The organism is Mesorhizobium sp. P2_A8 (genome assembly GCF_056404935.1).
Genome location: NZ_JBFUDB010000001.1, coordinates 1180439 through 1204943 on the forward strand (window position 1 = coordinate 1180439; position 24505 = coordinate 1204943).

The 24505-nt window shown below is 62.8% G+C and carries 21 protein-coding genes; 18 read left to right on the forward strand and 3 right to left on the reverse strand.

Annotated elements, in window-relative coordinates; genetic code table 11:
• Positions 1–30 precede the first annotated feature (30 nt).
• The 7 genes from AC1D10_RS05800 to AC1D10_RS05830 all read left to right on the forward strand — a co-directional run bounded on the left by AC1D10_RS05800 (position 31) and on the right by AC1D10_RS05830 (position 9696).
• On the forward strand, positions 31–1245 hold the full coding sequence (locus AC1D10_RS05800) for an ROK family protein (RefSeq protein ID WP_477269500.1): 1215 nt from the start codon (positions 31–33) through the stop codon (positions 1243–1245).
• Between the two features lie 281 nt (positions 1246–1526).
• On the forward strand, positions 1527–4079 hold the full coding sequence (locus AC1D10_RS05805) for a patatin-like phospholipase family protein (protein WP_477269502.1): 2553 nt from the start codon (positions 1527–1529) through the stop codon (positions 4077–4079).
• A gap of 263 nt (positions 4080–4342) precedes the next feature.
• Positions 4343–5671, forward strand: a complete 1329-nt coding sequence (locus AC1D10_RS05810; protein WP_477269504.1) for an NAD(P)H-dependent oxidoreductase — start codon at positions 4343–4345, stop codon at positions 5669–5671.
• A 2-nt stretch (positions 5672–5673) separates the two neighbouring features.
• Entirely contained in the window at positions 5674–6702 is a 1029-nt protein-coding gene (locus AC1D10_RS05815) for a thiamine pyrophosphate-dependent dehydrogenase E1 component subunit alpha (RefSeq protein WP_477269506.1), read from the forward strand.
• Complete coding sequence (locus tag AC1D10_RS05820) at positions 6702–7700, forward strand: alpha-ketoacid dehydrogenase subunit beta (RefSeq protein ID WP_477269508.1); 999 nt, start codon at positions 6702–6704, stop codon at positions 7698–7700. The genes AC1D10_RS05815 and AC1D10_RS05820 overlap by 1 nt, the downstream gene beginning before the upstream one ends.
• A 3-nt stretch (positions 7701–7703) precedes the next feature.
• On the forward strand, positions 7704–9071 hold the full coding sequence (locus tag AC1D10_RS05825) for a pyruvate dehydrogenase complex dihydrolipoamide acetyltransferase (RefSeq protein WP_477269510.1): 1368 nt from the start codon (positions 7704–7706) through the stop codon (positions 9069–9071).
• A 256-nt stretch (positions 9072–9327) separates the two neighbouring features.
• Positions 9328–9696: a hypothetical protein gene (locus AC1D10_RS05830; RefSeq protein WP_379105336.1), complete on the forward strand. Its 369-nt coding sequence runs from the start codon at positions 9328–9330 to the stop codon at positions 9694–9696.
• A 15-nt stretch (positions 9697–9711) separates the two neighbouring features.
• Here AC1D10_RS05830 and AC1D10_RS05835 read toward each other — a convergent pair whose 3' ends face one another.
• Entirely contained in the window at positions 9712–10683 is a 972-nt protein-coding gene (locus tag AC1D10_RS05835; protein ID WP_477269513.1) for a sugar-binding transcriptional regulator, read from the reverse strand.
• 261 nt (positions 10684–10944) lie between these two features.
• Here AC1D10_RS05835 and AC1D10_RS05840 point away from each other — a divergent pair, with 261 nt between their 5' ends.
• The 6 genes from AC1D10_RS05840 (at position 10945) to AC1D10_RS05865 (ending at position 18095) form a co-directional block, all read left to right on the forward strand.
• Positions 10945–11931, forward strand: a complete 987-nt coding sequence (locus AC1D10_RS05840) for an ABC transporter substrate-binding protein (RefSeq protein WP_477269515.1) — start codon at positions 10945–10947, stop codon at positions 11929–11931.
• A 96-nt stretch (positions 11932–12027) separates the two neighbouring features.
• The gene (locus AC1D10_RS05845) at positions 12028–13731 is read left to right on the forward strand and encodes an ABC transporter permease (RefSeq protein ID WP_477269517.1); all 1704 of its coding nucleotides are present in this window, start codon (positions 12028–12030) and stop codon (positions 13729–13731) included.
• Complete coding sequence (locus AC1D10_RS05850) at positions 13719–14798, forward strand: ABC transporter ATP-binding protein (RefSeq protein ID WP_477269519.1); 1080 nt, start codon at positions 13719–13721, stop codon at positions 14796–14798. Before AC1D10_RS05845 ends, AC1D10_RS05850 begins: the two co-directional genes overlap by 13 nt.
• Positions 14798–15964, forward strand: coding sequence for an MBL fold metallo-hydrolase (locus AC1D10_RS05855; protein WP_477269521.1), 1167 nt, complete (start codon positions 14798–14800; stop codon positions 15962–15964). Before AC1D10_RS05850 ends, AC1D10_RS05855 begins: the two co-directional genes overlap by 1 nt.
• Positions 15961–16716 carry a 5'/3'-nucleotidase SurE gene (locus tag AC1D10_RS05860; RefSeq protein ID WP_477269523.1) on the forward strand — a complete coding sequence of 252 codons (756 nt, stop codon included), beginning with the start codon at positions 15961–15963 and terminating at the stop codon, positions 16714–16716. Before AC1D10_RS05855 ends, AC1D10_RS05860 begins: the two co-directional genes overlap by 4 nt.
• A 194-nt stretch (positions 16717–16910) precedes the next feature.
• A complete protein-coding gene (locus AC1D10_RS05865) occupies positions 16911–18095 on the forward strand; it encodes a DUF930 domain-containing protein (protein WP_477269862.1) in 1185 nt (394 codons plus the stop codon).
• Between the two features lie 4 nt (positions 18096–18099).
• On the opposite strand, the gene AC1D10_RS05870 is transcribed toward AC1D10_RS05865, so the two are convergent.
• Together AC1D10_RS05870 and AC1D10_RS05875 are read right to left on the reverse strand one after the other, a co-directional pair.
• The gene (locus tag AC1D10_RS05870) at positions 18100–18774 is read right to left on the reverse strand and encodes an HAD family hydrolase (RefSeq protein WP_477269525.1); all 675 of its coding nucleotides are present in this window, start codon (positions 18772–18774) and stop codon (positions 18100–18102) included.
• Between the two features lie 79 nt (positions 18775–18853).
• Positions 18854–19495 carry a hypothetical protein gene (locus AC1D10_RS05875; RefSeq protein WP_477269527.1) on the reverse strand — a complete coding sequence of 214 codons (642 nt, stop codon included), beginning with the start codon at positions 19493–19495 and terminating at the stop codon, positions 18854–18856.
• Between the two features lie 193 nt (positions 19496–19688).
• Here AC1D10_RS05875 and AC1D10_RS05880 point away from each other — a divergent pair, with 193 nt between their 5' ends.
• The 5 genes from AC1D10_RS05880 to ptsP all read left to right on the forward strand — a co-directional run bounded on the left by AC1D10_RS05880 (position 19689) and on the right by ptsP (position 24503).
• Positions 19689–20126 carry a transcriptional regulator GutM gene (locus AC1D10_RS05880; RefSeq protein ID WP_477269529.1) on the forward strand — a complete coding sequence of 146 codons (438 nt, stop codon included), beginning with the start codon at positions 19689–19691 and terminating at the stop codon, positions 20124–20126.
• A 52-nt stretch (positions 20127–20178) separates the two neighbouring features.
• Positions 20179–20940: a PTS glucitol/sorbitol transporter subunit IIC gene (srlA, locus tag AC1D10_RS05885; protein WP_013892733.1), complete on the forward strand. Its 762-nt coding sequence runs from the start codon at positions 20179–20181 to the stop codon at positions 20938–20940.
• A gap of 16 nt (positions 20941–20956) precedes the next feature.
• On the forward strand, positions 20957–21958 hold the full coding sequence (gene srlE / locus AC1D10_RS05890) for a PTS glucitol/sorbitol transporter subunit IIB (RefSeq protein WP_477269531.1): 1002 nt from the start codon (positions 20957–20959) through the stop codon (positions 21956–21958).
• 128 nt (positions 21959–22086) lie between these two features.
• Positions 22087–22467 (forward strand): PTS glucitol/sorbitol transporter subunit IIA, encoded by a 381-nt coding sequence (locus AC1D10_RS05895; RefSeq protein ID WP_477269533.1) that lies wholly within the window; start codon positions 22087–22089, stop codon positions 22465–22467.
• A 56-nt stretch (positions 22468–22523) separates the two neighbouring features.
• Positions 22524–24503 (forward strand): phosphoenolpyruvate--protein phosphotransferase, encoded by a 1980-nt coding sequence (gene ptsP / locus AC1D10_RS05900; protein WP_477269535.1) that lies wholly within the window; start codon positions 22524–22526, stop codon positions 24501–24503.
• Positions 24504–24505 lie beyond the last annotated feature (2 nt).

Here is a 24505-nt window from a genome sequence, read left to right on the forward strand (position 1 = left end):
TATCCTAATGGAGTCAAGAGGGAAACGCCGGTGGACGATATCAGCCCGATCCGCGCCAAAAGCGGCACCAATCAGGAAGGCACGAGTGCGCACAATCGCCGTGTCATGATCGAGGCGCTGCGTCTCAATGGCGCCCTGTCGCGGGCTGATCTGGCACGGGCGACGCAACTCACCAAACAGGCGGTCTCCAACATCATCGAGGATCTCGAAAGCGATGGCCTGGTCATCGCCCTCGATGCGGTGCGCAAGGGCAGGGGCCAACCGTCGACCCCTTACAGGCTGGTTCCCGAGGGGGCCTTCGCCATCGGTCTGCAGATCGACCGCCATCTGACGCGGGCGGTTGCCGTCGACCTGATGGGCAGCGTGCTGGCTCGCGCCGAGGCCAACCTGCCATTCGATGAACCATCGAAAGGCGTCGAGGTCATCCTCGGCCTGATCAGTGGCGTCCGACACGAACTGGCTGAGCTATCCGCCCAATCCGAAGAGAGGCTGGTCGGCCTTGGCGTCGCAATGCCGGGTCCTTTCGGGCTGAAGAACTCGGACGACAAATGGATGATGCCGGCCTGGCAGAAATTTCCGCTGCTGGAGACGCTGGCTGAAGGCACAGGCCTGAATGTCGGCCTGCAGAACGACTCCGCAGCCTGCGCGACGGCGGAACGCATCGTCGGCGCGGCGCACGGCGTCGATCACGCGGTCTGCCTCTACGTCGGCTACGGCATCGGCGCCGGGCTGATTCTCAACGGTGAGCTCTACAGCGGCGGCCATGGCAATGCAGGCGAGATCGGCATGGCGCTGCTGTCGCCGGCCGGACCCGGCTCGACGCCGCTCGAACATCGCGCGTCGCTGGCCTCGCTCTACCAGCATCTCGATCTCAACCCGGCCGACAACGATATCTACCAACAGATTGACGCCCTGGTCATGGTCGAGGATCCCAAGATGACGGCCTGGATCGATGGTGCGGCGCATGATCTGCGCTGGAGCGTGCACCTCCTCGAAACGATCTTCGATCCGCAGACCGTCATCCTGACCAGCGGAGCGCCGGAAGCACTGGCCCGCCGGTTGATCGAGGCGATGCATCCGCTGCTGCCGTCGATCGCCGACCGGCCAGGGCGGAATTTGCCGCGCCTGCAGCTTGGCACCACCGATCCCTGGTCGATCGCGCTCGGTGCCGCCGCGGCGCCTATCAGCCGCGCCTTCGATCCGCTGTTTTCGGCGATCCTGAAGACGCGATCCAGCGGCGCCTGAAAGGGCCGGCCGCCAGGCTTTTCGCCCTGGCGCCTGGGGCACGAGTCGCCGGTCTATGCTGTGATCCTGATCGATGCGGATGGGTGATCGTGCATTTTCACGATTTTCTGGACAGCGCTGCCGCCTGATTTGGCTGGCCGGCATGAATCAAATGCGCAGGCCCGTCGCCCATCAATCGAGTGAAACAGAAATCGCGTTCATGGGGCTATCGCACCATGTCATTTTTCGCGTTTCCAGAGCATCTTCTCAGTCGGAAAGTTCCCTTGCCACCCGAGAATGTCATGTCTGGAGACGCTGAAACACTCCCGATTTCGTTCTACGATGTGATGATCGCCGAGGCTTCCGTTGTCAGTCGTCGCCGAGAACTGATCGCCGCCAGACGTGCGTCGGACGAAAAGGGCGGGAAGAGACCGCCGAATGCGTCGTCGGTGGCGGCGAGCCGTGCGGCCCGGGTCCAAGTGGTGACATCGGGGACGGCGGATGAGCGCGGTAACCCTTATCCCAGAATCGAGGCGGAGCGCGACCTGACAGGCCTTGCGTGTTCAGGCGGAGGCGTTCGTTCGGCGGCATTTTGCATGGGCGTTATGCAGGCGCTGGAGTCCATCACCGAAGAGGACCAGCCGAAGGTGTTCGACAATGTCGATTACCTATCGACGGTTTCCGGAGGCGGCTACATCGGAACGTCGCTGGTCGCCGGGCTGATGCAGACGGATGGTGTTTTTCCGTTCACAAGCACACTCGGCGGCCCGGAGTCCCTCGAGACCCAGCACATTCGGCATTATTCCAACTATCTGGCGCCAAATGGGTTTATCGACGTCATTGTCGGCCTCGTGGTGCTGCTGCGTGGGCTGCTGGTCAACGCGATGATTTTCCTTGCGGCTCTTGTAACGCTTGCCTGGCTGACCATCCTGATCAACCCGACGGAAGCATCACTGCGGCTGCCCATCTTCGAAAAATTGACCGGGGATTCGCAAAGCGTCTTCTTTTGGTCGATCGTTCTGCTGACTGCATTCGGCATTATGCAGATTGGCTATTCGATAGTTGCCTTTTGGCCTTCGAAGCGGGCTGATCGCATGACCACGCTTGTAGAGCGAGAAACGACCAGCCGGGTTTTTGCATTCGTCTTTATCGTGTGCCTGCTGATCGCCTTCTTCGAGTTTCAGGCTTACGTTCTCGCCGGACTCTTCGATGCGGCGAACCCACCAAAGGATTGCAAAGCGATCAACTGGGTCGGGTGCGCCTTGATCCATATGCCGAACTCACTGAGCGGGCTCTGGAGTGTCCTTGTCGGCATGTCGGCCGGGCTTGCTGCCTTCGGCAACAAGCTTATCGCCGTCGTGGTTGCCTCGAAGGGCGACAATTCGTGGACCGGAACCGCTAAACATCTGGCTTCCAAGATCCTGTTGTACTGCCTGTCCGTGGTTGTGCCGGTATTCCTGTGGGTGGTTTATCTAAGCCTGTCCTATGCGGGAATTAGCGGTGGCGGCGCGGCAGCTGTCACCGAAAATGCACGCGAGAACTATGCGATCGTGGCTGGCCTGCTCATTGTCTTCTCATTGCTGGTCACGCCAAACGCGAATTCGCTCCACGGTTACTACCGGGACCGTCTGAGCAGGGCATTCCTTTGGCGGCTCGACAAGCTGAGAGACGGCGCCAAGAGCGAACTTGTTGAAAAAAAGCGCGTGCTCGCTCCCCTGAAGCGATGGCTCAAAGACCGGAAAGCACGAAAACGGGAGATCGATGTCGACCAGTTCAAATTGACGTCGCTGAAGCCCGGCTCCCCAGGAAACTGGGCTGATTCCGTTTGGTTTTCGCCCTATCTGATCATAAACACCACGGTCAATCTGGAGGGGTCGCCCTTTCTCGGCAGGCGCGGTCGCAGTGCCGATGCCTTCTTTCTCAGCCCCCTCTATACCGGCAGCCAGGCTACGGGCTACATCGCGACGGAGTCAGTCGAGCAGGCCGACCGCAATCTCAATCTCGGCACGGCAATGGCTATCTCGGGAGCGGCGGCATCCGCAAATATGGGGGCGAACACCATCCGCGCCCTGACTTTCAGCTTAGCTGCGCTGAACGTACGCCTGGGGTACTGGCTTCCAAATCCGCGGTTCCTCGGTGACCGGTCGGGCCTGCGGGGATGGCTGGCCCATGTCGCGCCCTGGTACTTTGCCAAGGAAGCGATGGGCAGAGTCGATGAACTGACAAGCAATGTCTACCTGACGGATGGAGGCCATTTCGACAATCTGGGCCTTTATGAGCTGCTGAAAAGGCGCTGCAAGGTTATCGTCGTGGCCGACGCCGAGGCCGACCCTACGCTCGATTTCAACTCGCTCATTCGGGTCGAGCGCTACGCACGAATCGATCTCGGCATTCTGATAGATCTGCCTTGGGCCGAGCTTCGACGCTCGAATGCGCAGGCAACCGAGGAGAAGCTGAGCGACAGCCCTACCGATGAGGGGCCGTTCCATGGCTCCCACGTCGCGATCGGTAGAATTGACTATGGAGAAGACGAGCACGGCGTGCTGATCTACATCAAGTCATGCATGAGCGGTGACGAAAGCGACATGATACGCGACTATCGTCGGCGTTACCCGCAATTCCCCCATCAAACGACCTTGGATCAGTTCTTCAATGAAGAGCAGTTCGAGGTCTATCGGGCGCTCGGCTTCCACGCGACGCGTAATTTCTTCATCGGCAAAGATCGTTTTGCCGGCTTAAAGAGTTGCCCGATGCAGGATTGGCCAAGCCTCGTGCGAAGGGCGCTGGCGCTTCTCAACGTGCCGCAAGACGCCGTGGAGAAAATTGTGCAACGCCAGCAGGATGCGATGATTTAGGCGATGTGCCGTTGGCGGCTGCGATGCTGGATCAGCGTCGTTCCCGTACATCACGAGCTACATCTGGCGGCCGCTAGCCTTCGTTGAAGCGGACCGGCCGACTGCTTGGGCTACAGCCCTCCAAGTCTCTTTTTCGACACGACACGTCTTCCGGCAGGCGCCTTAAAAGCATGCGAAATCTGCACATTAGTCTTGACAGAAATACATATGTTCAATACCCGTCAGGCCATTGAACAGCCTGCACTATGGGAGGAACGAGCGGTATGGCTTCCAATGTTTCGTTGACCGGCCTTGCCCGCGATCTCGAGGACCGCGCCAGATCGGGCAAGCCCATTCGCATCGGCCTGATCGGCTCCGGCGAAATGGGCACCGATATCGTTACCCGGGTCGCGCATATGTCCGGCATCGAGATCGGCGCCATCTCCGAGCTGAACCTGCCCGCCGCCAGCAAGGCAGTCGATATCGCCTTCCAGGAAACCGGCCACGCGCGCGAAGTGTCGAACGCTTCGGCGATGACGGCGGCGATGGAGGCCGGCAAGGTGGCGGTGACCAACGATGCCAGCCTGGTCATCGACAATGATCTCATCGACGTGGTCATCGACGCCACCGGCGTTCCTGCCGTCGGCGCCGAGATTGGGCTCCGCGCCATGGAGCATGGCAAGCATCTGGTGATGATGAATGTCGAAGCCGACGTCACCATCGGTGCCTATCTGAAGAGCGAGGCCGACCGGCTGGGAGTCACCTATTCGCTGGGTGCGGGCGACGAGCCTTCCTCCTGCATGGAGCTGATCGAATTCGTTTCGGCGATGGGGCATCCGATCGTCGCCGCCGGCAAGGGCAAGAACAATCCGCTCAACATCGATGCCACGCCCCCCGACTATGAGGAGGAGGCCAAGCGCCGGCATATGAATGTGCGCATGCTGGTCGAATTCGTCGATGGCTCCAAGACCATGGTCGAGATGGCGGCGATCGCCAATGCCACCGGGCTGGTTCCCGACAAGCCCGGCATGCATGGCCCGGCGGCGACGCTTGGCGACCTGTCCAAGGTCCTGGTGCCGCAAAAGGCTGGTGGCGTGCTGTCGAAGGTCGGCGTCGTCGACTACTCGATCGGCAAGGGTGTCGCGCCCGGTGTGTTCGTCGTCGCCGACATGTCACACCCGCGCATTTCGGAGCGCATGGAAGATCTGAAGATGGGCAAGGGCCCGTATTTCACCTTCCACCGCCCCTATCATTTGACCTCGCTCGAAGTGCCGCTGACCTGCGCCCGCGTCGTGCTCTACGGCAAGGCGGACATGGTGCCGCTGGCCAAGCCGACCGCCGAAGTCTGCGCGGTGGCCAAGAAGGACATGAAGCCGGGCGAGAAGCTCGATGCGATCGGTGAATATTGCTACCGCGCCTGGATCATGACGGCGCCGGAGGCGCGCGCCGCCAAGGCCGTTCCCTGTGGCCTGCTGCAAGGCGGCTCGGTGACCGCGCCGATCAAGAAGGGCGAGCTCATCACCTATGCAAATGCCGCTCCCGCGCCGGGCTCCAAGATCGCCGAATTGCGCGCCCGCCAGGACAAGCTCGTCTACGGCTCCTTGGGAGCCTGACCATGGCCGGAGCCAGCAAAGCCGTCGCCGACAGTCGCGCCAACCTGCCCTTCGTCTATCGCCAATACAGCGCCGAGCAGCTCAGAGAGGTGCTGTACAAGATGTACCTCATCCGCCGCTTCGAAGAGGGCGCGGAGGAGTGCTACACGCGCGGCCTTATCCACGGCACAATGCATCTGTCGATCGGCCAGGAAGCCAGCGCCATGGGCATCTGCATGCCGCTTGCCGAGGATGACCAGATCACCTCGACGCATCGTGGCCACGGCCACTGCATTGCCAAGGGCGCCGAGGTCAAGCGCATGTTCGCCGAGTTCTTCGGCAAGACCACCGGTTATTGCAAGGGCCGTGGCGGCTCGATGCACATTGCCGATGTCGGCAAGGGCAATCTCGGCGCCAATGGCATCGTCGGCGGCGGCATCCCGATCGCCGTCGGGGCGGCACTGTCCTCCAAGATGATGAAGACCGGCAAGGTCGTGGTCTCCTTCTTTGGCGATGGTGCCAACAATGAAGGCGCCTTCCACGAGGCGCTGAACATGGCCGCGATCTGGAAGCTGCCGGTGATCTTCGTCTGCGAGAACAACGGCTACGGCATGTCGACATCGACGGCCCGATCGACCGCCGTCAAGAACATCGCCGAACGCGCCGCCGCCTATTCGATGCCGGGCGTCATCGTCAACGGCAACATCTTCTCCGAGGTCGCCGAGGCATCGCACCAGGCTGTCGAGCGTGCCCGCCTGGGCGATGGGCCGACGCTGATCGAATCCAAGACCTATCGCCATCGCGGTCATTCCAAGAGCGACCGCAACCGCTACCGCACCAAGGAGGAAATCGAGGACTGGATGTCGAACCGCGATCCGATCACCCTGTTCGAAAGCGAGCTGCGTGAATTCGGCTTCATCGACGACAAGGGCATCGAGGCCATTCGCGGTGCGGTGGCACAAGAGATCGCCGACGGCATCGAGTTCGCCAAGGCGAGCCCGTCTCCGGACGTCCGCGACACCGGCAATTATGTCTACACGGAGCAGGCTTGATGGACGCGATGGTGCGTGAACTGAGTTACGCCCAGGCGATCCAGGAAGCCATGGCGATCGCCATGGAAATGGACGAGCGCGTCTTCCTGATGGGCGAGGATATCGGTGTCTATGGCGGCGCCTTCCAGGTCACCGGCGATCTGGTCGATCGTTTCGGCACCGCGCGGGTCATCGACACGCCGATTTCGGAGCTGGGTGGGGCTGGCGTGGCGGTCGGTGCCGCCCTCACCGGCATGCGGCCGATCTTCGAGTTCCAGTTTTCCGACTTCGCCACGCTGGCGATGGAGCAGATCGTCAACCAGGCGGCCAAGATGCGCTTCATGCTCGGCGGTGAGGTTTCGGTTCCGGTGGTGATGCGCTTTCCGGCCGGCTCCGGCACGGGTGCCGCCGCCCAGCACAGCCAGAGCCTCGAGGCCTGGCTCGGCCATGTGCCTGGCTTGAAGGTCATCCAGCCGGCGACGCCATACGATGCCAAGGGCATGCTGCTGGCGGCGGTCGCCGATCCCGATCCGGTGATGATCTTCGAGCACAAGCTGCTCTACAAGATGAAGGGGCCGGTGCCCGAAGGCTATTACACAGTGCCGATCGGCAAGGCCGATGTCCGCCGCGAGGGCTGCGACCTGACCATCGTCGCCACCTCGATCATGGTGCACAAGGCGCTCGACGCCGCCGCTGCCCTCGAGGCCGAAGGCATCGACGTCGAAGTCGTCGATCTCAGGACGATCCGGCCGATGGACAAGCAGACCATCATCGACAGCGTCAAGAAGACGTCGCGGCTGATGTGCGTCTACGAAGCGGTCAAGACGCTGGGCATCGGCGCCGAGGTCAGCGCGATGATCGCTGAGAGCGAGGCGTTCGATTACCTCGATGCGCCGATCGTGCGTTTGGGCGGAGCCGAGACGCCGATCCCCTACAATCCGGAGCTCGAAAAGGCTGTTGTGCCACAGGTTCCCGACATCATCGCGGCCGCGCGCGACCTCGTGAAAGGGATTCGCTGAGCGATGCCGACCGAAGTCATTCTTCCCAAGGTCGACATGGACATGGCGACCGGACAGATCTCGCGCTGGTTTGCCGAGGAAGGCGCCAGGGTCAAGAAGGGCGATGTGCTGTTCGAGATCGAGACCGACAAGGCGGCGATGGAGATCGATGCGCCGGCCAGCGGCGTCCTGCGCGACGTCACCGGCAAGGAGGGCGTCGACATTGCGGTCGGCGCGGCGGTTGCCTGGATCTATGCCGACGATGAGGCCTATGGGGACAAGGCGGAGCAAGACAAAGCGCCAATCTCCCCACCCGTGGGGGAGATGTCGACAAAGTCGACAGAGGGGGGCGCTGTCCCGCCTGCGTCTCAGTCTGTCGGGGCTCCCTCTGCCCTGCCGGGCATTTCCCCCGCAAGGGGGGAGATCGGCCAATCGCCTTCGGTTGCGCGCGCAACACCTTTGGCTCGGCGCCTTGCCCGTGAAGCGGGTCTTGCGCTCTCCGATGTTGCCGGCACCGGTCCGCGCGGCCGCGTGGTGAAGGCCGATGTCGATGCGGCGATTGCCGGTGGCGGCGCCAAGCCTGCCGCCAAGGCGGCACCTGCCGGGGCTCCGGCTGCTGCTCCCGCCGCGCCGGTGAAGGCGATGTCGGATGATCAGGTGCTGAAACTGTTCGAGCAAGGCTCCTACGAGTTGGTCCCGCATGACAACATGCGCAAGACCATCGCGCGGCGTCTGGTCGAGGCCAAGACCACAATCCCGCATTTCTACCTGACGCTCGATTGCGAACTCGATGCGCTGTTGGCATTGCGCACGCAGATCAATGCCGCAGCGCCTGTGAAGAAGACCGACAAGGGCGACGCGCCGGCCTACAAGCTGTCGGTCAACGACATGGTCATCAAGGCGATGGCGCTGGCGCTGAAGGCGGTGCCGGATGCCAATGCGTCATGGACCGAAAGCGCCATGGTCAAGCACAAGCATGCCGATGTCGGCGTYGCCGTGTCGATCCCAGGTGGCCTGATCACGCCGATCATCCGCAAGGCGGACGAAAAGACGCTGTCCACGATCTCCAACGAGATGAAGGACCTGGCCAGCCGKGCGCGCAGCCGCAAGCTGAAGCCGGAAGAGTATCAGGGCGGCACCACGGCGGTGTCYAACCTCGGCATGTTCRGCATCAAGGACTTTGCCGCCGTCATCAACCCGCCGCATGCGACGATCCTGGCGGTCGGCGCCGGCGAGGAGCGGGCGGTGGTCAAGAATGGCGAGATCAAGATAGCCACCGTGATGTCGGTGACACTGTCGACCGACCATCGCGCCGTCGATGGCGCGCTGGGTGCCGAACTGCTCGTCGCCTTCAAACGGCTGATCGAGAACCCGATGGGCATGCTCGTGTAGGGTCTACTGATATTCAAGTGAGGCCGGCACCTGCGAATGGCGGTCTTCTGCGCTTCCGGTGCTTTCGTACCCGAAAGTCCGCTGCGCTCCGGTGCTCGAAGACAACCATTCTCGATCCGGCCTGGCCTGAATCTCAACAGGGCGTGGCAACATAAGGCAAGGCCGCCCTGCGAAGTCGGCTATGTCAGAAACGACTTGTCAGGCGCCAACCCCTGACCCATGTTGTAAGTGGATTTCGATCCAAAGGGAGGCCAGCATGCCCGCATTCGACCCATCGGACGTCAAAACCTTGTTCAGCAAGGTGATGGGCGCGTCGCCGTCTGACATCAAGCTGGTGGCGCAGCGCCTGCACGATCACGCTTTCGAGCCGCGCATGTCGGCGGAGGAAACCAAGCAACTGGTCGTGAGCCTCGGCTATGGCAGTCTGGACGCGTTCTGCGCCGACATTGGCCTGCCGGTGCATATCGCCGAGCGCTGGAGCCGTTTTGGTGTTTCCGGCGAGATGAAACAGGTGTTCACGCTGCTTGCGGCCCAGCGCAAACGGGTGGCTGAAGCCGTGGCCGAATTCGAATCCATGACCCATGTCGGCGTCGAGGATTTTTTGCGCGAGCGTGGGCTTATCTAGCTACAGCGCCGAGTTTCAACCGCCCCTCGCCAGCAGTGCCGCGGCCGTATCGCTGTCGGTGATCAGCACATTGGTGCTGACGGCTTTCAGCGCGGCGAGGATCGCCGGAACCTTGCGCTTCCCGCCTGCGGCAAGAACGACGTTCGGCACCTGGCCGACCACATCGAGATCGATGGCCATGACGCGTCCGTTGACCTCGTGGTCGACCAGCCTGCCTGCGGCGTCGACGAAAAAGCACAGGATGTTGGCGACCGCGCCCTTCGCCTTCAGCGAAGCGATGAGCGACGACGGCACGATGCCGTGCCGGAATATGGTGGCGTCGGGCGACATGTCGCCGACGGTCAGCAGCGCGATGTCGGCGGCGGCAGCGCGCTGGCGCACGTCCTGCAGGGTCGGCTGCGCCCACAACAGATCGCGAAGCGAGGGGGCGTCGACCGTCACCGGCGCGGTGATCTGGTAGTTGTCGACTTCGAAAACATCGGCGACCTTGGCGGCGACAATCGACGGGTTGATCCATTGCGAGTGCGGCAGGCTGCCGACGAGCGCCACCACCGAGGCGCGCTTCAATTGCCGGCGGGCGAGGAAGCCGAGGCTCGCATGCAGCGTCGCACCACCGCCGATGGCCAACGTCATGCCATCCCGCATCTGCTCGCCGAGATAGGCCGCGACGGCATGGCCGATCGCCTTTTCCAGATGATCGTGCGCCGAGGGCGTCGGGATAACGACGGCGGCGTTGAGGTCCCAACGCTTCTCGAGCGCGCGCTCGAGGGCCACCTGCTCGGCGGTTGGCGCATTGATCATGGTGACGACAATGCCTTCGGCGGTGCAAGCGGCGAGGGTGCGCATCACCTTTACCCGGCTGACATCGAGCTTTTCGGCGATCTGCTCCTGCGTGAAGCCTTCGACATAGTAGAGCCAGGCCGTCTTGACGTTGAGATCAGACGACACCATCGGCAGGCGAGCCGGTCTGGGTTTTTCCGTGGGCATCGGTCCTCGTCCTCATGAGCCATCACCTGGCCGAATTGTCCTCATCGGAGGAACGCCGGCCCGATGTCAATTGATGCCGGCCCGCCGGCCCGTCGATCGTCGCACAATTCTGTTCATTTGTAATTGACATTGTACATATGAACATATTTTGTGGTTTCACGCGCTGTGTCATCCACCAGTCATATTGCGCCGTGCAGGGAGGAAGAGACGGGAACTGGCCAGGGGCCGGACCGGTCGTGCACAGACAAGACAGGAGGTCTCATGAAGACGCTATTCATCAAACTGCTGGCCAGCCAGCTGGCGCTCGCGGCAACTTTGTTTGCCGGCGTGGCCGGTGCCGAAACGCTGACGCTCTATACATCCCAGCCGGAAGCCGATGCCGCCAAGACTATGGATGCCTTCAAGAAGGCGCAGCCTGGTATCGACGTGACCATCTACCGCTCCGGAACGAGCGACATCCTGACCAAGATGGCAGCCGAATTCGCCGCCGGCAGTCCGCAGCCCGATGTGCTTTTGATCGCCGACGCGGTCAGCATGGAGCTGTTGAAGAAGGACGACCGGCTGCTGCCTTATCCCGAGGCGAAGCTCGACGGCATCGAGGCGGATGCCTATGACGCCGACAAGACCTATTTCGGCAGCAAGCTGATCACCACCGGCATCGTCTACAACACCGCGGCCGCCGAAAAGCCGCAGCATTGGGCCGATCTCGCCAAGCCGGCCTATGCCGATGGCCTGGTCATGCCGAGCCCGCTCTATTCGGGCGCTGCCGCCTACCTGCTTTCGGGCTTCGTCGGCGATGCCAACTATGGCTGGGATTTCTTCCAGAAGCTGAAAACCAACAACACCGTCAGCGTGCGTGGCAATGGCGCGGTGCTGAAGTCGGTGGCGAGCGGCGAGAAGCCCTATGGCATCCTGGTCGACTTCATGGCGATGAACGCCAAGAAGAAGGGCTCGCCGGTCGAGTTCGTGTTCCCTAGCGAAGGCGTGCCGGCGGTGACTGAACCGGTCGCCATCATGAAGACGGCCAAGAATGTCGATGGCGCCAAGAAGTTCGTCGACTTCATTCTTTCAGACGAAGGCCAGAAGCTGGCGCTGTCCATGGGCTACCTGCCGGCGCGCGCCTCGGTCGGTCGCCCCGAATGGATGCCGGAAGGCGTCAAGGTCAAGGTGATGCCATTCGACACCAAGGCAATCGTCGCCAAGACCGACGCTGACAAGGCGAAGTTCTCGGAACTGTTCGGCGGCTGAGCCCGACAATCGCGGCGGTATGCCGTCTCGACGGCATACCGGACCGCTTCGGGCGAACCCGACCGCGTCGGCGATCGATCCCAAGGGAAAGCAATCATGTCACCAAGGATCAGGGAAAGTCGGGGCCAGGGAATGGCCCTGACGACGGCGGTGGCCGTGGTCATCGTCCTGCTTTCCGTGTTGCCGATGCTGCGTCTCATCAAGGAGATCGTCGCACCCGGCGGCACCTTGTCCAGCGTGGCGATAGAGGCCGGATTGAGAAACCCGGCAACCTGGATCGCGACCTGGCACACGCTGGTCGTCGGCATCGGCGGCACGTTGCTTGCGGTGCTGTCGGGTACGCTGGTGGCTGTCCTCGTCGCGCTGACCGACATTCGTGGCCGCAGCGCCCTCGTGCTTTGCTATGTCATGCCGCTGATGATCGCGCCACAGGTGACGGCGCTGGCCTGGCTGCAACTGTTCGGCCCGGCAAGTCCGTTCCTCAAGCTGTTCGGCGCAGCACCCCCGCTCGGCACCAAAAACCCGCTCTATTCCACCTCGGGCATCATCCTGCTGCTCGGCGTGCAGTACGGCCCGCTGGTCTTCCTGCTGGTACGCGCCGGCCTGCGCAAGCTGCCGCGCGAGCTGGTCGAGGCGGCGCGGGCCGGCGGCGCCGACTGGTTCACCGTGCTGGTCACCATCGTGCTGCCGCTGATGACGCCGTCGATCATGGCAGCCGCGGCACTCGCTTTCGTGTCCTGTGTCGGCAATTTCGGCATTCCCGCCTTTCTCGGCATCCCCGCCAACTATCTCGTGCTGCCGACGCTGATCTACCAGCGGCTGGCCGGCGGCGGTCCGGCGGTGCTCGGCGAAACCGCGTTCCTGTCGGTGCTGATCGGCGTCATCGCCATGGCGGGTATTCTCGTCCAGGAGATCATGAGCCGCCGCCGCGACTATCGCATCAGTTCCACCTCGCTGGCGGCCGAACCCTACGAGCTCGGCCGCTGGCGGCCTGTCGTCCAGGCCGGCATGTGGCTGTTGATCGTGGCTGTGCTGTTCCTGCCGCTGTTCGGGCTGGTGCTGACGTCGCTGGTGCCGGGCTACGGCATTGCACTCAATGCCAGGACGGCAACGCTCGACAATTATCGCTTCGTGCTGTTCGAGCATGATGCGGCCAGCCGCGCCTTCTTCAACAGTTTCTGGCTATCGATCGCGGCCGCGGTCTTCGCGGTCCTGGTCGCCGTGCCGATCGGCTACCTCATTGCCTGGGGCAAGCAGCGCTGGGTGCGGCTGCTCAACCTGTCGGTCGAACTGCCCTACGCCTTGCCCGGCGTGGTGCTGGCGATCGCCTCGCTGCTGCTGTTCCTGCGGCCGATTCCGCTGACCGGCATCCAGCTCTACAACACCGTCTGGATCATTCTTTATGCCTATCTCGCCCGCTTCCTGGTGCTGGCGCTGCGGCCGACCATCAGCGGCTATCACCAGATCGACAGGGCGCTGGAGGAAGCTGCCCAGGTGGCAGGCGCCGGGCTGTTCACGCGCATGCGCACGATCATCTTTCCGCTCGTGGCACCGGCGGCGATCGCCGGCGGCCTGCTGATCTTCATGACGGCGCTCAGCGAGCTCACCGTTTCCGCGCTGTTGTGGTCATCGGGGTCGGAAACGATCGGCGTGGTGATGTTTTCCTTCGAGCAGGGCGGCGATTCCAACTACGCGGCAGCGATGTCCGTCATCACCGTGGCAGTCACCTTCGTGCTGATGCTGGTAACCAATCTGCTTGCCCCTCATCTTCCCAGCGGAGTGCTGCCATGGCGCGATTGACCCTGGACCACGTGACCAAGAGTTTTGCCGACTTCGACGCGGTCAAGGATGTGTCGATCGATGTCGGCGACGGCGAGTTCCTGGCGGTCCTCGGGCCCTCCGGTTGTGGCAAGACGACGTTGCTGCGGCTGGTCGCTGGATTCGAGAAGGTGACATCCGGCGAGATTCGCATCGGCAGTGATCTCGTGTCGGGCAAGGGAGGTAGCGTCGCGCCGGAGAAGCGGCGCGTCGGCATCGTCTTCCAGAACTATGCGCTGTGGCCGCACATGACGGTTGCCGAGAACATCGGCTATTCGCTGAAGGTGGCGAAGCTGGACAAGGCGGTCGCGCGCCGAAAGGTCGAAGACGCGCTCGCTTTGGTCAATCTGCAGGGATTGGGCGACCGCAGGCCGGCCAATCTCTCAGGCGGCCAGCGCCAGCGCGTGGCGCTGGCGCGTTGCCTGGTCGCCGCGCCCTCGCTTGTCCTGTTCGACGAGCCGCTCGCCAATCTCGATGTGCATCTCAGGGCCTCGATGGAGGATGAGTTCGCCGCCTTTCACAAACGCACGGGTACGACCATCGTCTACATCACCCATGATCAGGCCGAAGCGATGGCGCTCGCCGACCGCATTGCCGTGATGGACGGCGGGCGGCTGACCCAGCTGGCGACGCCGCGCGAACTCTATCATGAGCCGGCAAATGAAATGGTTGCATCCTTCATTTCGCAAGGCATCCTGCTTCCCGCCGACGTGCTGAGCGCGGAGCAGGCCGGTCTCTGCAAGGTCCGGGTGCTCGGCGCCGAGCTGGCCGTCCGCTGCCGGGCGGGGGAACGGCCGCGCGCCGGCGCAAAAATCTGCTGCCGGGCATCCGATCTCGACGTGTCGCCGGATGGTCCTGGCTTCGACGGCCTCGTCAAGCGGGTGATCTACCAAGGCGGCGCGGCGCGCATCGAATTTACGCCTGCCGCCGGCGCGGATCTCACCTTGCATTTCGAACAGCCCGATCCGGTGGTGCTGGAGAGCGGCGCACAGGCGCGGCTGCGGATAAGGTCAGGCTGGCTCATCCCGGCGGCGGGGGAAGCATGGTGATGATGCTCGACCTGCTCGGCGGCTTTGGGGAAAAGGGTCGCACCAGTCTCGCTGTCAGCAGCGGAAACGATCGCATCCTGCTCGACGTCGGCATCAAGGTCGGCGCGTCTGGCGCCGAGTACTATCCGGCTCTCGACGGTGCGGTCGCCGACATCGACGCGCTGTTTGTCTCGCATGCTCACGAGGATCATGTCGGCGCATTGAGCTGGCTGTTGTCGCAAGGGTATGCAGGTCCGATTTTCATGACGGCGGAGACCCGCAACGAGGCTCCGGCAACACTCGCCGGCTATGCCGAGCCCGGGGATCTGCAGCGGTTTCCCTTTCCCAGCGATCGCATCGAACTCTTTGAGCCCGGCGATACGCTGAAGAGCGGCAATCTCACGATCCGGACGGGGCGGTCGGGACATGTCGTCGGCGGTGTCTGGTTTGCCGTCGACGACGGCGAGTGCCACGTCGCCTATTCGGGCGATGTGGTGCCGGACAGCAACGTGTTCGTGATGGACACGATCCCGCACTGCGATCTGCTTGTTCTCGACGCTTCTTACGGTGCCGATCCGGTGCCGGGGGTGACGCGCGCGCGTGCAATTTCGGAGTGGGTGAACAGACATTCAGACGGATGCCTTTTGCCGACGCCGCTGTCGGGCCGATCGCTGGAATTGATTGCGGCGTTGCCGGGACCGTTTGCCATCCACGCCGGGATGCGTTCATCGCTCCAGGCGCAGATCGGTGCTACCGCAGCTTTGTTGCCCGGTGTTTCAGACTTCTTGCTTCGCCGCTTGCGAGGCGCAGCGGACTGGGCCGATTCCGATCCATTGCCGTCATTGCCTTTGCTGGCGGATGACGGCATGGGTGAGGCCGGACCGTCGTCGCGGCTGCTGCCGCGCGCGGAAGAGGCCGGTTTTCCGGTGCTGCTCACCGGGCATCTGCCATCAGGCTCCCCGGGCGATCTGCTGCACAATGCCGGTCGGGCCGACTGGGTGCGAATGCCCACCCATCCAACGCTGTCGGGCAATGTCGACATTTGGGAGAAGGCTGGGCGCCCCGCAGCGCTCGGTCATTCCTGTGCGACCGATCTTCTGTGCGACCTGCAAAGCCACATCCCGTCGCTGCGCGCACAATGCCGCACCGGCCAGCGCATCACGGTGCCGGAGGCAAGAAAAAGATGAGAATCCTGATCTGCAACGACGATGGCATCGAAGCGCCGGGGCTTGCCCGGCTTGTCACTGCCGCAAACGGATTGAGCGACGATGTCTGGGTGGTCGCACCCGATGGCAAACGCACCGCCGCCGGGTCGTCGCTGACGATCGCCAAGCCGTTGACGATGCGCCGCACCAGGCCTGGCTGGTATTCCTGTTCCGGTACTCCGGCCGATTGTGTGGTGAGTGCGATGACGTGGCTGTTTGCCGATGGGCAAAAGCCGGACCTGGTGCTGTCGGGGGTCAATGACGGTCGCAACGTTGCCGAGGACCTTGCCTATTCCGGGACGCTCGGCATTGCCCGTGAAGCGACCTTCTGGGGCGTGCCTGCCATCGGCTTCTCGCGCGTGAAAAATCCGGATTTTGCCGATGCCGATGACCAGTGGCTGGGTGCGCTGATCGCATCGCTTTGGCAATCGCGCGCGGACTGGGCAAGGGAAGGTCACTGGCTGAGCATCAACCTGCCGACCTCGCTGCCTGCTGAACTCCGGCAGCCACGCATCGGCCGCGACAAGATCGGCCGCAAGGCCGAGATCGTGGAACGCGATGGCGAGCGAACCGTCATCACCGTCCCGGGCGGCCGTGATCATGCCAGCCAGCCGGGCGACGAAAACGGGGCCATCGATGCCGGCTTCGTGAGCATCAACCGGCTGAACTGGTTTGGCGAAACGCGGCTGGACGAATGGTTTCTGGACAGGATCCTGCGCCAGCGGCAAAGCTAGCTGATCACAGGTCTTGATGTCCCACCGAGGTCGTAGATACCGAGTTGTCGCGAATGTCGGGACGGGACAGGTGCTCGTCGAGTCGCGCCAACGCCTCGGTGGTGCGGCCCCTGCCATCCTCTCCTGCGGCTAAAATTGCGTCAATCCAGTGCCTATGCTTGAAGCCGCCGCTATTTCATTCCACATCGGTCAGGATGAAGGACGAGGAACGAGAACGGCGTCGGAATTTGCTGTGGGGCTTGCCCGCCTCGCTGATCCTGCATGCGCTCATCGTAGCGCTCGCGGTCTACAGCCTGCCGAAGCCTCCCCAACAGCCGCAGCAGGAGCAAACCGTAAATGTCGCGCTCGTGCCTCCGCCCGATCAGCCAAAACCGAAGCCTGCTCCTGCACCGCCTCCAAAGGAACCCAAAGCCGAAAAGCCACCTGAACCGAAGGTTGAAAAACCGCCCGAGCAGAATGTCGAAAAGCCGCAACCAACGGAAAAGCAGCTGCGCAAGCCCCCGCCAATCGAGGTTCTGAAGCCTGTTTTTCAGTTCGGCGACAAGAATAGCGGCCCCCGGAAATCCCTGGATGGGGCCAGCGCTCAAGACAACTCGCCCTCGCCGGCCAAGGATGACGATTCGAAGCCGCCTGTCGTGCCGAAGCCTGCAGAAAACCAACCTGCAGCGCCGGCAGATTCCGATCAGCCGCCAGATTCAACTAAGGCCGCCGAGAAACAGGTAACCGCAGCGAAGGACGCCGAGTCCGCAGAGGAGAAGCAGGCAACTTCAAGCCAGGAACTGGACAAACAGCAGGCGGACAAACAAGAGGCAGGAGCGCGAGACGCTGAGAAGCAAACAGAAGCGGCACCAACGCCGTTGGCTGCCACCGGCGGTGAGATCGAGCTTCCCATGTCGGCCGAGACGCCCAAGGCCAGACCCGAAAACGCGCCGAAACCCAGCCCTGCAAAGGTCTCGAAGCCCCGAAGCGGGAGCGCCGGGCGGCCGAATTCTCAGGACGCTGCCGTTGCCGCATCACGCGGCTATTCCAGCCTTCCGGGTGTTCGCAGGCTCAACTCGCAGAGCGCTACTGGCGATGCATTGGCCACGACCTCGATGAGCGGCGTGCCTCGCGATCAGCGTGCTGGCAAACTTTGCGCCAGCGTGTTGCAACAGCAACTGCTGGACGCCTCTTATCTTCCCGTCTTGTTGCCGTTTGTTCGGCTGAAGGCGGGCAACGTCCTTGACGCCCCGGATGTCGCATTCCGCACAACGACAGGATGGTACCACCTGAGCTTCCGGTGCGAGGTCGACACCGATGCGACGAGGGTCTCGTCCTTCGCCTACCGTGTCGGGACTGTGGTTTCGCCCGAAGAAGCGGCTCGCTTTGGACTTCGCTGATGAACTAGGCGGGGACACCGAGCCTGGACAATTGCCGGCTAACGTCATGCCAGTCAGCGCAGACGAAATCGGCACCGGCCGCTGTCAGCCGCGCGCCGTGCCCGGCATATGTATGGCCGCCGCCGGTGTAGCCGATAGCCGTCATGCCGGCGGCAACTGCGCCCTGGATGCCGAAGGGTGAATCCTCGATGACGATGCAGTCGGCAGGGGTGGCGCCCATCTTGTCGGCGGCAAACAGGAAGATGTCCGGCGCCGGCTTGCCGTTCCTGACCATCGAGGAGCTGTAGATCGCGTCGCCGAAGTATCGCGCCAGCCCGGTGACGGCCAGGCTGTGGTTTATGCGCTCGACGGAAGATGACGAGGCGACGCAGCGGTCGCCCGCAAGCGTCTGCATAAATGCGGTGATTCCGGGTGTCGGCTTCAACTCCTGGGAAAATAGGATCTTGGTCTCGGCCCAGATATCGCCGTCTGATGCTGCTGGAAACTGGTGGCCGGTCAATTCCCTGATCTTGGCGATGATATCGGCCTGCTTCATGCCGATGCACTGGGCGATGATGCTGGTGTTGACACCAGGCATGCCATGCTTGTCATAGACGCGTTCATAGGCCCGGGCGGCCAGAGGCTCGCTGTCGACAAGAACGCCGTCGCAATCGAAAATGATAGGCCTTGGTCGCGCCACGCGCTTCTCCCCCGAGTCGATTTCGCACATCGCTATCGGCAAAAAGTCAAATGTTCAATAGTGCGCGTCGAAGCCGTGTTCATAGCTGGCGGAGGGCATCGCTCGCACGCGAGGATCCGAGCGCCCTTTGCATGGCTTGCCGGGACTGGGCGCGATCGGGCGTGATCCAGTTCGGCTCGGCGCCGAGAAAGCGGTCGAGGAAAGCCACCGCATAGGCCGGCATCTCGGTCACGTTCTCGCGATAGGACCACCATGTGCGCAGGTCGTCGGCGCATTTGTCGATGCTCGGCGCGCTGCCGAATTCCTGCTCGTGGATCGCCGAAATCACCGAGACGCAGTAGTTGGTGTAGAGGAATCCTTCCGGCCAGAAGCGGATGATCTCCAGCGTGCCGGCATTCTTATCCGTCTCGATGAGCTGGGTGAGGCCGGAGATCTCCCTGGCTGGCGCCTGCTTGATCAGCTCACGCAAAACGAGGCCGGCGGCAAAGACGATGAAGTCGGCGCGGTCGATCGCGGCGAAGCGTTTCTGCGCTTCCATGATCTCGACCCAGTCGAGAAAAGCCCTGGTGAGCTTGGCTTCGTCGATTTCAAAGCGCACGCCGAATGTGTCCGAGACCACCTTGGCGCTGCCGCGGAAGGTGGCGCGAAACCAGCGCAACTGCCGCAACCGGTGGCGAAGGTCGGGCATCAAGGCCAGTTCGTCCCTAAAGGGGAGATCCATGTTCCGCGTTTCCTGTTCCCGGTCAGGCTAACACAACGGCGCCGCCACCGAAATCGGTTGACGGCCTGTGGATGACCGTGGCCAAGACCAATATCATACATATTGACATTCGCGGAAACAAATGTTCTCACTTTGCTGTTGCCACGCGTCGGTCCAAGGTGCGGTTCAACATAGGCTTCGGGAGGAGAACCGAATGGCGATTTGGCAGTGGGGACTGCTTCTTCTGGTTATTGTTTGGGCGCTTCAGTCGCTCGGCGTCTGGCTGCAGATGCGGCACTATTCGGATGTCTTCAGGGGCGTCACCGACCAATACAAGGACGGCTTCGTCGGAGCCGGCAATTTTCGCGGTCGATTGGCCAAGGGCACCATCGCGCTCGTCGTGGTGACGCCTGATCTGGTCGTGCGCCGCCTGATGGTGATGAGCGGACGCTCTGTCTTCACCAAGTTCAAAAGACATGAAGAATTCGAGGGCGTTCCCCTCGATCGACTCCGGTCCGACCCTGCAGTCATGGGGGAGGGGGAACCCGGTGTGGCCGAGGCCGTGAAGCGGGCGATCGAACAGATCGACAAAACACGGTCGGAGCCGGGGAAGATGCCGGGTCTGTCCGGTTTGAACGTAGCAAGGGCCTAGAGGACGCCGCGCACCGACTGGGATCAACCGGCGGGCGGCATAAGGAGGAGAAATGTCTGTATTTTCGTTGTTGGCGCAGCATGCCGACATGGCCGTGCACAATCTGCATGTCGCAGGTGCCATGGTCTCGGATGCTGCATTGCATGGCAAGCTCGCGGTCGAGCATGCTTCCGACCATCTCGTTGTCCTCGCACAGGCGGACAGCGGACCGATCACCGTCGATCAGTTCAAGGAAAAGCTGAAGGAAGTCCAGCAGGAAGAGCAACTCGGCTGGCTGACCGCCATCGGCAAATATTTCATCGGTATCTTCCAGAAGGGTGGCGAGGTCTTCGCCGGCTTCGTCACCGGCATCATTCCGACGCTGGTCGTGCTGATGACAGCCTTCTACGCCGTCACCGAACTGGTCGGCGAAGAGCGCGTGCATGGTCTGGCGCGCGGCGCCGGCCGGATCGCGCTGACCCGCTATACGCTGCTGCCGCTGCTGGCGGTGTTCTTCCTCACGAATCCGATGGCCTATACGTTCGGATCGTTCCTGGAAGAAAAGCACAAGCCGGCCTTTTATGACGCGGCCGTGTCCTACGTGCACCCGCCGCTGGGCCTGTTCCCGCACATCAATCCCGGCGAATATTTCGTCTGGGGCGGCATTCTCGTGGCGCTGCTGGAGCTGGAAAAGAAGGGCGCCGTCGTCGCCGGTTATCACGTCAAGGTGGCGATCTGGTACGCCATCGTCGGCCTCGTCGTCATCCTGCTCAAGGGCATGCTGACCGAACGCATCACCGCCATCATGGCACGCCGCCAAGGCGTCGAGCTGTAAGGTCGGGGAGGACATCATGGCCAAGACATACAAAGCCGTACACATCTCCCGGGGCAAAACCGGTTGGGGCGGTCCGCTCGTGATCGAACCGACCGAACAGCGCAGCAAGGTTGTTTCCGTCACCGGTGGCGGCATTCACCCGGTGGCGCAGCTCATTGCCGACATGACCGGCGCCGAGGCCGTCGACGGCTTCAAGGCGCCGCCGATCGAAAGCGAGATGGCGGTTGTCGTCGTCGACTGCGGTGGCACCGCACGATGCGGCGTCTATCCGCGCAAGCGCATCCCGACCGTCAATCTGACGCCGGTCGGCCAGTCTGGGCCGCTTGCCCAGTTCATCACCGAGGACATCTACGTTTCGGGCGTGAAGCCGGCCAACATCACAATGGCGGACGGATCCGAAGCGGTCACCACTGCCGGGGGAGCAGCATCGATGAGTTCAAGCAGCAACGCACCTGCGGCGCCGCAGGCGCTGCCAAGCGAAGGCGGTGTGATCGGCCTGATCAGCTCGATCGGCCGCGTCATGGGCCGTGTCGTCGGCATCTTCTTCAATGCCGGCCGCCGCACGATCGACCAGGTCGTGCGCAACGTGCTGCCGTTCATGGCCTTCGTGACCATGCTCATTGGTCTGATCCTGTACACCGGCATCGGTGACGTGCTGGCGCAGCCGATGGGTCCACTGGCCAACAACATCGTCGGCCTGCTGATCATCTCGGCGATCTGCGGCCTGCCGTTCCTGTCGCCCATCCTCGGGCCAGGCGCCGTCATTGCGCAGGTCATCGGCGTGGCCATCATCGGTCCGCAGATCGCCAACGGCACGATTTCGCCGGCAATGGCACTGCCGGCACTGTTTGCCTACAATACTCAGGTGGGCTGCGACTTCGTTCCTGTCGGACTGGCGCTCGGTGAGGCCAAGCCGAAGACGATCGAGATCGGTGTTCCGGCGGTGCTCATCAGCCGCCAGATCATGGGCCCTGTGTCGGTGCTGATCGCCTGGATCGTCAGCCTGATCGTGTTCTGAAGCAATTCCAGGAAAAGTGTGAAACGGTTTTCCATCCGGAATTGCGTCGAAACAAAGAGATAGAGCGGTTCGCCGTTTCCGTGAAACGCTGAACCGCTCTCAGGAAAATAGCAAATGAGGTTCGCCACATGACGGTTCTGTTGAGAACACGGGTCACTGCCATCGGACCCGAAGTGGCGGACCTTGCCGAAGGGGGCGTGGTCATCCTGTTTGCCGATGGCTCGCCGCCGGAACTTGCCGAGGTTTCCGTGCTCCACAAGACGGAGCACGGACCCAGCGACGGCGCGCCTCAGAAGGGCGCGTCGATCACGCTTGGTCCCGTTGCCGCGACCATAACCGCGGTCGGGTCCAGTGCCTGGAGCAAGGTGCTGGAAATGGGCCATGTCGTCATCTCGTTCAACGGCGCCAACGAGGCCGAGAGGCCGGGCGAGATCTGCGCCTCGCAAGTCGATGCGCAAGCGCTCGTGGCTGCGCTCAAGACCGGCGCGATCATAACCATCGCCGCCTGACAGCATTCGCGCCGCGGCCTATGTTGGGAGCGGCGCTCAAAACCAGAGTATTTGCCATGGAACGCTCGACCATCGTCAGAGTGCATGAAGGTCTGCACGCCCGCCCCGCGACGCGATTCGTCAAGCTCGCCAAGGGCTTCGAATCCGATGTCGAACTGGTCAAGGACGGCAAGGCGGTCAGCGCCAAGAGTTCGGTCAAGCTGATGCTGCTGGCCGTCAAGGAAAACCAGGAAGTCACCGTGCGGGCGAACGGCGCCGACGCCATCGAGGCCATCGAGGCGCTGATCGGCTATCTCGAAAATCCAAAGGCCGGCCTCGATGATGAAGCCGAGACGCAGAGCCCGGCGAATGATGCCGGGCAAGACGGGGCGGCTGCGCCGGCGCCCGAACCCGCGGCATCTGGTGGAGCAAACGGCTTGCGTGGTGTCGCCGCAAGCGAGGGCGTCGCCATCGGGCCGGCCTTTGCGCATTTCCCGCCTGATATGGCCGGACAAGGCCGGATGTTGCAGGCGGAGGAGATCGCCGGCGAGATCGACAGGTTCCGCGCCGCCGTCAGCGCCGTCCAGGCGCGCATGGACAGGGCGTTGGCGCAGGACAGTCTGTCGGCCGGAGACCGCGGCATCATCGCCGCGCTCAGGGACATCGCCGCCGACGACAGCCTGACCGGGGAGGCCGAGGGCCTGATCAACGGTGGCAACGACGCGGTTTCGGCCGTCATCACCGCTGCCTCCACCATCGCGGCCGATTTCAGCGCGATCGACGATCACTATCTCAACGCGCGGGCGGACGACGTCCATGCGGTCGGGCGGCAGATCTGCCTGGTGTTGCTTGGGCAGGACGACGTCAGCCTTGAAACCATCCCCGAAGGCGCTGTCCTCATCGCCGACGACATCGGCGCCTGGGACCTGGCGCGCGCGCCGCTGAAGCGCATTGGCGGGGTGGTGTGCGGCCATGGCGGCGCCACCTCGCACATCGCCATCATCGCACGCTCGCACGGCATTCCGGCGGTGCTCGGCCTCGGCGACCAGATCAATGCTCTGCGCACGGCACGCGAAGTGGCGCTCGATGGCAACAGCGGCCGCGTGATCATCGACCCCGATTCGGCGACTCGCGCCGAGTTCGCCGGTCGTGTCGAAGCGGCGGCAAAGGAGCGCGCCGGGCTGACTGTCTTCAAGAGCGTGACGCCGAAGCTCGCCGACGGCACCGTGATCGAAGTTGCCGCCAATATCGGCTCGCTGGAGGAAATCGAGGCAGCACAGGAGGCTGGTGCGATGGGCGTCGGCCTGTTCCGCACCGAGCTTCTGTTCATGCGCCATATGCACCTTCCCTCGGAAGACATGCAGGCCGAAACCTATGCGGCGCTGGCCAAGGCATTTGCGCCGTACCCGGTGATCGTGCGCACGCTCGACATCGGTGGCGACAAGCCAATCGCCGGCATCGAATTCCCCGACGAGGAAAACCCCTTTCTCGGCTGGCGCGGCATTCGCATGTGCCTCGACCGGCCCGACATCTTCAAGCGCCAGCTCAGGGCGCTGCTGCGGGCGGCCGTGCACGGCAACGTCAAGGTGATGCTGCCGATGGTGGCCGACATCGGCGAGGTCAGGCAGACGCGCGTGCTGGTCGCGGAATGCGCCGCCGAGCTGAAAGCCGAAGGCGTCCCGCATGCCCCGTTCGACCTCGGGGTGATGATCGAAACCCCGGCCGCCGTGCTGATCGCCCCGGCTTTGGCAAAAGAGGTGGCGTTCTTCTCGATCGGCACCAACGACCTGACCCAGTATATCATGGCCGCCGACCGGCTCAATCCGACGGTGTCGAAGCTCAACGACGTCACCAACCCGGCCGTCATGTCGGCGATCGAAATGACGGCAAAAGCCGGCGTTGCCGCTGGCATCATGGTCGGCATGTGCGGCGAAGCGGCCGGCCGGCCCGATCTCATTGCGACGTTCGTGAAGATGGGGTTGACCGAACTCAGCATGAGCCCGGCCTCGATCCAGCGCGCCAAGAAGACGATCATGGCCCTGGCGGCCGGGGAATAGAT

Bases quoted from the DNA above. Each gene is read 5' to 3' on its own strand.
- AC1D10_RS05805 (WP_477269502.1), top strand. From the start codon at position 1,527: ATGTCTGGAGACGCTGAAACACTCCCGATTTCGTTCTACGATGTGATG.
- AC1D10_RS05810 (WP_477269504.1), top strand. From the start codon at position 4,343: ATGGCTTCCAATGTTTCGTTGACCGGCCTTGCCCGCGATCTCGAGGAC.
- AC1D10_RS05815 (WP_477269506.1), top strand. From the start codon at position 5,674: ATGGCCGGAGCCAGCAAAGCCGTCGCCGACAGTCGCGCCAACCTGCCC.
- AC1D10_RS05820 (WP_477269508.1), top strand. From the start codon at position 6,702: ATGGACGCGATGGTGCGTGAACTGAGTTACGCCCAGGCGATCCAGGAA.
- AC1D10_RS05830 (WP_379105336.1), top strand. From the start codon at position 9,328: ATGCCCGCATTCGACCCATCGGACGTCAAAACCTTGTTCAGCAAGGTG.
- AC1D10_RS05835 (WP_477269513.1), bottom strand. From the start codon at position 10,683: ATGCCCACGGAAAAACCCAGACCGGCTCGCCTGCCGATGGTGTCGTCT.
- AC1D10_RS05840 (WP_477269515.1), top strand. From the start codon at position 10,945: ATGAAGACGCTATTCATCAAACTGCTGGCCAGCCAGCTGGCGCTCGCG.
- AC1D10_RS05845 (WP_477269517.1), top strand. From the start codon at position 12,028: ATGTCACCAAGGATCAGGGAAAGTCGGGGCCAGGGAATGGCCCTGACG.
- AC1D10_RS05850 (WP_477269519.1), top strand. From the start codon at position 13,719: ATGGCGCGATTGACCCTGGACCACGTGACCAAGAGTTTTGCCGACTTC.
- AC1D10_RS05855 (WP_477269521.1), top strand. From the start codon at position 14,798: ATGATGCTCGACCTGCTCGGCGGCTTTGGGGAAAAGGGTCGCACCAGT.
- AC1D10_RS05860 (WP_477269523.1), top strand. From the start codon at position 15,961: ATGAGAATCCTGATCTGCAACGACGATGGCATCGAAGCGCCGGGGCTT.
- AC1D10_RS05865 (WP_477269862.1), top strand. From the start codon at position 16,911: ATGAAGGACGAGGAACGAGAACGGCGTCGGAATTTGCTGTGGGGCTTG.
- AC1D10_RS05875 (WP_477269527.1), bottom strand. From the start codon at position 19,495: ATGGATCTCCCCTTTAGGGACGAACTGGCCTTGATGCCCGACCTTCGC.
- AC1D10_RS05880 (WP_477269529.1), top strand. From the start codon at position 19,689: ATGGCGATTTGGCAGTGGGGACTGCTTCTTCTGGTTATTGTTTGGGCG.
- srlA (WP_013892733.1), top strand. From the start codon at position 20,179: ATGTCTGTATTTTCGTTGTTGGCGCAGCATGCCGACATGGCCGTGCAC.
- srlE (WP_477269531.1), top strand. From the start codon at position 20,957: ATGGCCAAGACATACAAAGCCGTACACATCTCCCGGGGCAAAACCGGT.
- AC1D10_RS05895 (WP_477269533.1), top strand. From the start codon at position 22,087: ATGACGGTTCTGTTGAGAACACGGGTCACTGCCATCGGACCCGAAGTG.
- ptsP (WP_477269535.1), top strand. From the start codon at position 22,524: ATGGAACGCTCGACCATCGTCAGAGTGCATGAAGGTCTGCACGCCCGC.